Source organism: Isoptericola sp. NPDC057391 (assembly GCF_042668085.1).
Classification (GTDB): domain Bacteria; phylum Actinomycetota; class Actinomycetes; order Actinomycetales; family Cellulomonadaceae; genus Isoptericola.
This window is the reverse complement of sequence record NZ_JBHVBO010000183.1, coordinates 1-7,955: the sequence shown is the minus strand read 5'-3', so window position 1 is coordinate 7,955 and position 7,955 is coordinate 1. Positions and strand designations below refer to the sequence as shown.

Below are 7,955 nucleotides of genomic sequence, written 5' to 3'. Positions count from 1 at the left end.
CAAACGGCCCGTTTGAGGATCAAGTCAGCACGCTCGATGCCCGAGCCCGGGCGTGGCGGGCGGCAGGATGGGCCCGTGGAGTTCCAGGACGTGGTGCGCAGACGGCGGATGGTGCGGCGGTTCACGGACGAGCCCGTGCCGCCCGAGACGGTGGACCGGCTGGTGCGCAACGCGGTGCGGGCGCCCAGCGCGGGCTTCTCGCAGGGCTGGTCGTTCCTCGTGCTGACGGAGCCGGAGGACCGCGAGCGGTTCTGGACGGCGGCGACGCCGGCCGCCTCCGAGCGGGACATGTCCACCTGGCTGGCCGGCATGCGCACCGCCCCGGTGCTGGTCGTCGCGCTGTGTTCGAAGGACGCCTACCTCGGCCGGTATGCCGAGGCCGACAAGGGCTGGACCGACCGCGACGAGGCGCGCTGGCCGGTGCCGTACTGGCACGTCGACGCGGGCATGGCGTCGCTCCTCATGCTGCAGACGGCGGTCGACGAGGGCCTCGGCGCGTGCTTCTTCGGCATCGGCGCCGGCGAGATGCCGGTGTTCCGGGAGGCGTTCGGCATCCCCGACGCGTGGGTGCAGACCGGCGTCGTCGCCGTGGGGCACCCGGCCGACGCGGGTTCCGGCGTCGCGGCGAAGGGTTCCCCGACGCGCCGCCGGCGCAAACCGCTGGAGGACGTCGTGCACCGCGGGCGGTGGTGAGACCCCCGCTCACCCGCTGACGGCGCGCAACGCGGCGGCCAGCCCGGCGACCGCCCCCTCCACGCGCGCGTCGGCGAGGTTGCCGTACCCGACGACGAGCGCCTCGCTCGCGGGCGCCGCGGCGGAGACGCGGTAGCGGCGCAGGTCGACGACGCCGACGTCGCGCGTGGCGGCGGCGCGGACGACCGCGGCGGCGGGGACGCCGTCGGGCAGCCCGAGCAGGACGTGCAGCCCCGCCGCGAGGCCGCTCACCGGCAGGCCGGGGAGCGCGGCGTCGAGCGCGGCGAGCAGGGCCGCCCGGCGCCCGCGGAACCGGCCGCGGGCGGCGCGCAGGTGTCGCTCGTAGCCGCCGTCCATGAGGAACCGGGCGAGCGCGAGCTGGTCGAGCGTCGACGGCGCGGGGCCGCCCGCGTCCGCGCCGAGGCGCTCCCGCCAGCGCGGCGGCAGCACCAGCCAGCCGAGCCCGAACGCGGGGGAGACCGTCTTGCTGAGCGACCCGAGCAGCGCGACGCGACCCGGGTCGTGACCCTGCAGCGCCGCGACCGGTCGCCGGTCGTAGCGGAACTCGGCGTCGTAGTCGTCCTCGACCACGAGGCCGTCGACGGCGCGCGCCCACGACACGAGCGCGTCGCGGCGCTCGGGCGCAAGGGCCACCCCGGTGGGGAACTGGTGCGCCGGCGTGACCAGCGCGGCGCGGGCGCCGGTCCGTGCGGCGGCCGCGGCGAGTGCGTCGACGTCCATGCCGCGGCCGTCCACGGGCACCGGCACGGGGACCAGGCCGGCGTCGCGCGCGACGTCGCGCAGCCGGCCCCAGCTCGGGTCCTCGACCAGGACGGCGTGGTGCCCGGCGGAGCGCAGCGCGCGGGCGAGCCGGGTCATCCCGTCGGTGGCGCCGTGCGTCACCAGGACGTCGTCGGGGCCGGCGCACGTGGATCGTGCCCGCGCCAGGTACTCGACGACGGCGGCGCGGGCCGCCGGGTGGCCGGCGGGGTGCGGGGCGCCCAGGTCGGCGTCGGGGGTGTCCGCGAGGGTGTCGCGCAGCGCCCGCAGCCAGGCCGCCCGGGGGACGTGCCGCAGGTCGGGGACGCCGGGGGCGAGGTCCAGGCGCGCCCGGCGTGCGGGGGCGGCAGACCCGGTGGGATCCGTCGTCGCGTGCTTCGGCGTGGCGTGCGCGGCCGCGCCGGCCGCGATCCGCGTGCCGGACCCGACCCGCGCCTCGCAGAACCCCTCCGCGACGAGCTGGCCGTAGACCTCCGTCACGACCCACCGCGACACCCCCAGAGTCTCCGCGAGGGCGCGCGACGGCGGCAGCGCCGCCCCGCCGGGGACGCGGCCGGCGTGCACGGCGTCGCGCACGGCGCGCTCGAGGCGCGCGACCAGCGGGGCGTCGTCGTCCCCGAGGTCGAGCACGGTGTCCCACGCCAGGATCGAATTGGTCTGGGCGGAAGCCATGGAATTGGACGGTACACCCGGGCCGATCCGTTCGTAGCGTCGTGGGTGTCGGCCGGCGGGCGGTCCGCCGGCCCCCATCACGGACACCCCGACAGGAGCACTCATGCGCTACCGCACGATCGGCGACGGCACGACGTCCTTCGACGTCAGCACGCTCTGCCTCGGCACCATGTGGTTCGGCACCCGGACCGACGAGGAGACCTCGTTCGCGATCCTCGACCGCTTCGTCGAGGCCGGCGGCACCTTCCTCGACACCGCCAACAACTACAACGGCTGGGGCGGCGGGCACGGCCGCGACAGCGAGGACGTCCTCGGCCGGTGGCTCGCCGCACGGCGCAACCGCGACGAGCTGCGGATCGCCACCAAGGTGGGCGCCGCCAAGAAGGACCCGAACCTGCCGCTGCAGCACGTGCCGCCCACGAACTACCAGGGCCTCGGCGCCGAGACCATCGCCTGGGAGGCGCGCGAGAGCCTGCGCCACCTCGGCGTCGAGCACGTCGACGCGTACTACGGCCACGTCGACGACTACGACACCCCGCTCGCCGAGACGGTCGGCGCGTTCGGCAAGCTGCAGGCGGAGGGGCTGGTCGGGATCACCGGCATCTCCAACGTCGCCCTGCACCGCGTGGTCGAGGCGCGCGAGGAGGCCCGCCGCCAGGGCGTCGCGCCCTACGGCCTGGTGCAGCAGCAGCTCACCTACCCCTACCCGCGGCCCGACGTCGGCCGGCACAACTGGGCGTCGTACGAGCTGCTGGACTACGCCCGCGCGTCGTCCGAGGCGGGCAGCCCGCTCGCCGTCGTCGCCTACTCCCCGCTCATGCAGGGCGCGCTGGTGCGCGACGACAAGCCGCTGTGGGACGGCTTCGACCACCCGACGACGCACGCGCGGCTCCGGGTGCTGCGCGAGGTCGCGGACGAGATCGGCGCCACCCCGAACCAGGTGGCGCTCGCCTGGCTGCTCGGCGGCCCGGTGCCGGTGGTCCCGATCGTCGGGGCCAGCAGCCTGGCCCAGCTCGACGAGATCCTCGGCGCCGCCGAGCTCGACCTCGACGACGACGTGCGCGCGCGGCTCGACGCCGTGTGAACGGGGGCTACTCCAGCCACTCCGTCACGAACCGGTCGTTCGCGTGCACGTGCAGCGCCTCGTACACCTCGGGCCCGATCACGGTGAACTTGTGCGGCGTCCCGGCGGGGGCGACGAGGATCTGGCCGCCCACGGCGACCACCTCGTCGTCCCCGACCCGGAACAGCGCCCGGCCCGAGCGCAGGATGAACGTCTCCGTGTACGGGTGGCGGTGCAGGCGGGGACCGACGCCGTCGCGGTCGAACCGCTCGAACATCACCGACACGGTGGACCCGTGCAGATAACCCTCGAAGTCGGCGTCCGGAAGCGTGGCCTGCTCGATCAGCTCGATGCTCATGCCGGATGGACCGGTCCCCCGCGCGGAACTGAGCGGTGCGGGCGTCGCCGGGTCGTCGTGACCCCTTGACCCTGACGCCGACGTCAGGTCCTAGCGTCCCGCGCATGGACATCACGAATCAGATCGCCCTGGTCACCGGCGCCAACCGAGGGATCGGCCGGCACTTCGTCGCCGAGCTGCTCGGCCGGGGCGCCACGAAGGTCTACGCCGCGGCACGACAGCCGGAGGCGGTCGACGTCCCGGGCGCCACGCCGCTCCGTCTGGACGTGACCGACGACGACTCGGTGGCCGCGGCCGCCGAGCGCGCGCAGGACGTCACGATCCTCGTCAACAACGCGGGCGTGGCGGCGCTGACCCCGTTCGTCGGCGGCGACCTCGAGGGCGCCCGTCGGGAGATGGACGTCAACTACTGGGGCACGCTGCGGATGGTGCGGGCGTTCGCGCCGATCCTCGGGAGGAACGGCGGCGGCGGGATCCTCGACGTGCTCTCCCAGAGCGCGTTCCGCGCGTTCGGGTTCGCCGACACGTACGGGGCGGCGAAGGCCGCCGCGTGGCAGCTGACCAACGGCGTCCGGCTCGAGCTGGCCGGCCAGGGCACGCAGGTCACCGGGCTGGCCATGGCCCTCGTGGACACGGACATGTCGGGCTGGGCCCGGGGGCAGGACGACTGGGCGCTCGCGGAGCCGCTCGACGTCGTGCGCCGGGCGCTCGACGGGTTCGCGGCCGGCGCCCTCGAGGTGTTCGGCGACGAGACGACCCGCGAGTGGCGGTCCCGGCTCGGCGAGCCGGCCGAGGCGCTGTATCCGGAGGCGGTCGCCGCCCCGTCGCGATCCCGCTGAGCGGGGCGCTCGGAATGCCCCGCACCGAGCACGTCGTTGGCGCCGGTGTGCTGAAGATCGGTGAGGTGGCGCAGCGTGCGGGCGTGAGCGTGCGCGCCCTGCGCTACTACGAGGAGCAGGGTCTGCTGCGGACCGTGCGGACGCCCGCCGGGCACCGGCTCTACGACGAGACGGCCGTGGACCGGGTGCAGTTCTTCCAGCAGCTCTACGCCGCCGGCCTGACCAGCGGCAACATCGCCCGGCTGCTGCCCTGCATCGACTCCGGGCACACCGACCACGAGCAGCGCGCGATGCTGCACGAGCAGCGCGCCCGCCTCCGCGGCCGGCTCGACGACCTCGCCGCGGCGATCGCCCGCCTCGACAGCGTGATCGCCGCGACCGACACGCACCCCTGAGCCGCGCGGGGTCAGGGGAGGGGCAGGTCCAGCCCGTGCCGCAGCCGGTCGCGGACGGCGCGGGGCAGCTCGCCCCAGTCGTCGATCGTGTCCAGGTCGACGGCGGTGCCCGGGCGGCGCACGACGACGGGCCGCAGGCCGGCGCGCTCGGCCTCGGCGACGTGCGCCGCGCGCGACGCCTCGCCGAACCGGAACCGGAAGGCGGCCGTCGCGGGCAGCACCAGCAGGTTCGTCCCCGCGAGGTGGCGGTCCGTGGCGACGACGACGGGCGGCGCGTCGTCGGGCGCGGCGGTCGCTCCCGCGGCGAGCAGCGCCGCGACGTCGTCGGGCGCGAGCAGCGGCAGGTCGGCGTGCGCCACGAGCAGCCGCTCCGCGCCACCCTCGAGCGCCGCCTCCCGGCCGACGTCGAGCGCCGCGTTCAGGCCCGGCCGGTCCGGCGGCTGGGGGACCACCTCGACACGCGCCGGGCGCGGACCGCCGCCGTGAGCGGGGCCGAGGGTCTCGACCACGAACGGCACGTCGGCGGTGACCACCAGCACGCGGTCGACGCCGTCCGCGGCCTGCAGGACGGCGACGACGTGGCGCGCCAGCGACGCGACCAGCCGGCGTCGTGCGGCCGGGTCGAGGGAGGACGCGAGCCGCGACTTGCCCGAGACGCCGTCGCGCAGCGGCACGAGCGCGACCGTCCCGCCGCGCCCGTCGCCGGGACCCGGCGCGCTCATCCGAGGGCGAGCAGGTCGCGGGCGAGGCGCTCGCGGCCGCCGGCGCCGCCCATGATCGTGTCGGTGACGAGCACCTCGACGCCGAGGTCGCGGATGGGCTCCGCGAGGGCGGCGTCGGCGTCGTCCACGACCATGACGTCCACCAGGTCGGCGTACAGGCGGGCCACGCCCAGCGCCGACACCTCGTGCCCCAGCGTCTCGAGGATCTGCGCGGCGGGGCCCTTGATCGCCTGCCCGCCCACGATGGGGCTCACCGCCACGCGCCGGGCGGACGAGGCCAGGACGGCGTCGCGCACCCCGGGCACGGCCAGCACCGGCTCCACCGACAGGAACGGGTTGGACGGCGCGACGACGAGCAGGTCGGCGCCCGCGACGGCGTCGAGCACGCCGGGCGCGGGCCGGGCGGCGGCGACCCCGTCGAGCTCGGTCCCCAGCACCGCGTCGGCGTGCTGCCGCCGCACGAAGTACTCCTGGAACGCGACCCGGCCGGACGGCGTGTCGACGAGCGTGCGCAGCCGGTCGTCGGTCACCGGCAGCAGCCGCGCCCGCACGCCCAGCGCCGTCGCGAGCCGCGCCGTCACCGCGTGCAGGGGCTGGCCCTCGCGCAGCGCGGCCGTCCGCACGACGTGCGTGGCGAGGTCCCGGTCGCCCAGCGTGAACCACGTGTCCTCGCCGAGCCGTGCCAGCTGGTCGAGCGTCGTGTACGTCTCGTCGGTCAGCCCCCAGCCGCGGGTCTCGTCGTTCAGGCCGGCCAGCGTGTACATGACCGTGTCGAGGTCGGGGGAGACCAGCAGGCCGTGCCGCTCGGTGTCGTCGCCGACGTTCACGACGACCGTCAGGCCGCCGTCCGGCGCGGGCGCGCCGTCGTCGGGCAGGGCGAGGGCGAGGCCGTGGGCCAGGCGGGCGCCGCCGACCCCGCCGGCGAGAAGGGTGACGCGTGTGCTCACCCGACGAGCCTACGGTCCTCGCGGAGGGACGCGGGCGTGCAGGATGGGGGCATGGCCGTCTTCGCATTCTCCGTCGCCCCGCTCGGCGCGGGCGAGTCCGTCGCGGACTCCGTCGCCGCCGCCGTCCGCATCGTCCGCGAGTCCGGGCTCCCCACCCGCACCACCGCGATGTTCACCGAGATCGAGGGCGACTGGGACGAGGTGATGCCCGTGATCCAGCGCGCCACCGAGGCCGTGGGCGCGGGCGGGCACCGGGTGTCCCTGGTGCTCAAGGCGGACATCCGGCCCGGGTACACCGGGCAGCTGGACGCGAAGGTCGCGCGCGTCGAGGAGCGGCTCGCCGACGACGGCGGCACCGGGCACGCGTAGCCCGGAACCCCCGCCACACCTCGCCGTGGGCGGCCTGGCGCGTCGACGCGCGCCTGGGAGCCCGCTGTGGTACACGCCACGCCGCAGGGGCCTTAGGCTTGGCCCGGGATCCGGCCGCCGGGGTCGGGTCCGATCCAGGAGTGGTGTGCCATGCCCCTGTTCGAGGTCGATGCCCAGAGGCCCCTCCTCGTCCAGTCCGACCGGTCGCCCGCGGCAAGTGCCCAGGGTGTCGGGACCACCGCCCACCGGGTGGTGGACAGCCACATCGACGGTCTGCTCGGCGAGCAGATCTTCCCCGTCAGTCCCGGCTCCGGCCCGGACGAGCCGCACCTGCTCGCCCTCGACGCGACCGGCTCGCCCGTCGTCGTGGAGCTCGTCGCCGACCTGGACCGCGCCGCCCTCACCCGCGCGCTCGACCACGCCGGGGCCGCCGGCCGCCTGACGCGCGGCGCCCTGGCCGAGCGGTACCACGGCGGGCCGTCGGCCTTCCACCGCGACGTGTCCGCGTTCTACGACAGCGTGCCCATCACCCGCTCGCAGCCGGGCCGCAGCAGCGCCCGCCTCATCGTCATCTGCCAGGAGGCGAGCGAGGAGATCCTCAACGCCGTCGACTTCCTGCGCCAGCCCACCATGCCCGTCGAGGTGCTGAAGATGGGCGTGGTGCACAGCGCGGACGGTCGCCGCTTCGTGGACGTCTCGCCGCTGGTGATCCACCCCGCGTCCGCGCCGTCGGCCCCGAGCCTGTCTGCGCCCGCCGCCGCGGCGGGCTCCACGGACACCGTGGCCGCGCCCGACGACGACGCCTCCGCGCGGGCGACCGAGGCGACCGGCGGCGTGGACCCCGAGACCTTCGCCGAGGGCGTGGCCGTCGGCCTCGCGCTGGGCGGGAAGATGCCCGCCACGGTGCAGGCGCCGCGCGACAGGTCGGAGTCGAGGGCGGAGTCGGCCCCGCCGTCGCGGACGCGCCGTCGTGCCGCGCGGCCCCGGTCGGCCGAGGCCGGGCCGTCGGAGGCCGGCGGCCCGCTGCCCGTGCCGGCGGGCCCCGTGCCCGCCCCGGTGCCCCCGTCGCCGAGCCCGGCACCGAGCCCGGCGCCCGCGCCGGGCCGTGGACCGGGTC

General features: G+C 76.4%; 9 protein-coding genes and 1 pseudogene. 6 read left to right on the top strand and 4 right to left on the bottom strand.

Going from position 1 to position 7,955, the window contains the following annotated elements; genetic code table 11:
• Positions 1 to 75 precede the first annotated feature (75 nt).
• Positions 76 to 693 carry a nitroreductase family protein gene (locus tag ACFUVW_RS17730; protein ID WP_430572626.1) on the top strand — a complete coding sequence of 206 codons (618 nt, stop codon included), beginning with the start codon at positions 76 to 78 and terminating at the stop codon, positions 691 to 693.
• A 9-nt stretch (positions 694 to 702) separates the two neighbouring features.
• Here the strand turns inward: ACFUVW_RS17730 and ACFUVW_RS17725 are convergent, their stop codons facing one another.
• Positions 703 to 2,145, bottom strand: coding sequence for a PLP-dependent aminotransferase family protein (locus ACFUVW_RS17725; protein WP_430572625.1), 1,443 nt, complete (start codon positions 2,143 to 2,145; stop codon positions 703 to 705).
• Positions 2,146 to 2,248: 103 nt separating this feature from the next.
• Here ACFUVW_RS17725 and ACFUVW_RS17720 point away from each other — a divergent pair, with 103 nt between their 5' ends.
• The gene (locus ACFUVW_RS17720) at positions 2,249 to 3,229 is read left to right on the top strand and encodes an aldo/keto reductase (protein ID WP_430572624.1); all 981 of its coding nucleotides are present in this window, start codon (positions 2,249 to 2,251) and stop codon (positions 3,227 to 3,229) included.
• Between the two features lie 7 nt (positions 3,230 to 3,236).
• On the opposite strand, the gene ACFUVW_RS17715 is transcribed toward ACFUVW_RS17720, so the two are convergent.
• Complete coding sequence (locus ACFUVW_RS17715; RefSeq protein ID WP_430572623.1) at positions 3,237 to 3,566, bottom strand: cupin domain-containing protein; 330 nt, start codon at positions 3,564 to 3,566, stop codon at positions 3,237 to 3,239.
• Between the two features lie 104 nt (positions 3,567 to 3,670).
• On the opposite strand from ACFUVW_RS17715, the gene ACFUVW_RS17710 reads away from it, so the two are divergent.
• Both ACFUVW_RS17710 and ACFUVW_RS17705 read left to right on the top strand, forming a co-directional pair.
• Complete coding sequence (locus ACFUVW_RS17710) at positions 3,671 to 4,405, top strand: SDR family oxidoreductase (RefSeq protein ID WP_430572622.1); 735 nt, start codon at positions 3,671 to 3,673, stop codon at positions 4,403 to 4,405.
• A gap of 14 nt (positions 4,406 to 4,419) precedes the next feature.
• Entirely contained in the window at positions 4,420 to 4,800 is a 381-nt protein-coding gene (locus ACFUVW_RS17705) for a MerR family transcriptional regulator (RefSeq protein WP_430572621.1), read from the top strand.
• Positions 4,801 to 4,811: 11 nt separating this feature from the next.
• Here ACFUVW_RS17705 and cofC read toward each other — a convergent pair whose 3' ends face one another.
• Positions 4,812 to 5,522 carry a 2-phospho-L-lactate guanylyltransferase gene (gene cofC / locus ACFUVW_RS17700; RefSeq protein ID WP_430572620.1) on the bottom strand — a complete coding sequence of 237 codons (711 nt, stop codon included), beginning with the start codon at positions 5,520 to 5,522 and terminating at the stop codon, positions 4,812 to 4,814.
• Positions 5,519 to 6,469 carry a 2-phospho-L-lactate transferase gene (gene cofD, locus ACFUVW_RS17695; RefSeq protein WP_430572619.1) on the bottom strand — a complete coding sequence of 317 codons (951 nt, stop codon included), beginning with the start codon at positions 6,467 to 6,469 and terminating at the stop codon, positions 5,519 to 5,521. The genes cofC and cofD overlap by 4 nt, the downstream gene beginning before the upstream one ends.
• A 51-nt stretch (positions 6,470 to 6,520) precedes the next feature.
• Between cofD and ACFUVW_RS17690 the strand changes: the two genes are divergently transcribed.
• Together ACFUVW_RS17690 and ACFUVW_RS17685 are read left to right on the top strand one after the other, a co-directional pair.
• Entirely contained in the window at positions 6,521 to 6,838 is a 318-nt protein-coding gene (locus ACFUVW_RS17690) for an MTH1187 family thiamine-binding protein (RefSeq protein ID WP_429733876.1), read from the top strand.
• Positions 6,839 to 6,988: 150 nt separating this feature from the next.
• Positions 6,989 to 7,955, top strand: a pseudogene (locus ACFUVW_RS17685) (hypothetical protein); the annotation flags it as partial.

Excerpts from the sequence above, each read along its gene's own strand:
- ACFUVW_RS17725 (WP_430572625.1), bottom strand. The coding sequence starts at position 2,145 with ATGGCTTCCGCCCAGACCAATTCGATCCTGGCGTGGGACACCGTGCTC.
- ACFUVW_RS17720 (WP_430572624.1), top strand. The coding sequence starts at position 2,249 with ATGCGCTACCGCACGATCGGCGACGGCACGACGTCCTTCGACGTCAGC.
- ACFUVW_RS17715 (WP_430572623.1), bottom strand. The coding sequence starts at position 3,566 with ATGAGCATCGAGCTGATCGAGCAGGCCACGCTTCCGGACGCCGACTTC.
- ACFUVW_RS17710 (WP_430572622.1), top strand. The coding sequence starts at position 3,671 with ATGGACATCACGAATCAGATCGCCCTGGTCACCGGCGCCAACCGAGGG.
- ACFUVW_RS17705 (WP_430572621.1), top strand. The coding sequence starts at position 4,420 with ATGCCCCGCACCGAGCACGTCGTTGGCGCCGGTGTGCTGAAGATCGGT.
- cofC (WP_430572620.1), bottom strand. The coding sequence starts at position 5,522 with ATGAGCGCGCCGGGTCCCGGCGACGGGCGCGGCGGGACGGTCGCGCTC.
- ACFUVW_RS17690 (WP_429733876.1), top strand. The coding sequence starts at position 6,521 with ATGGCCGTCTTCGCATTCTCCGTCGCCCCGCTCGGCGCGGGCGAGTCC.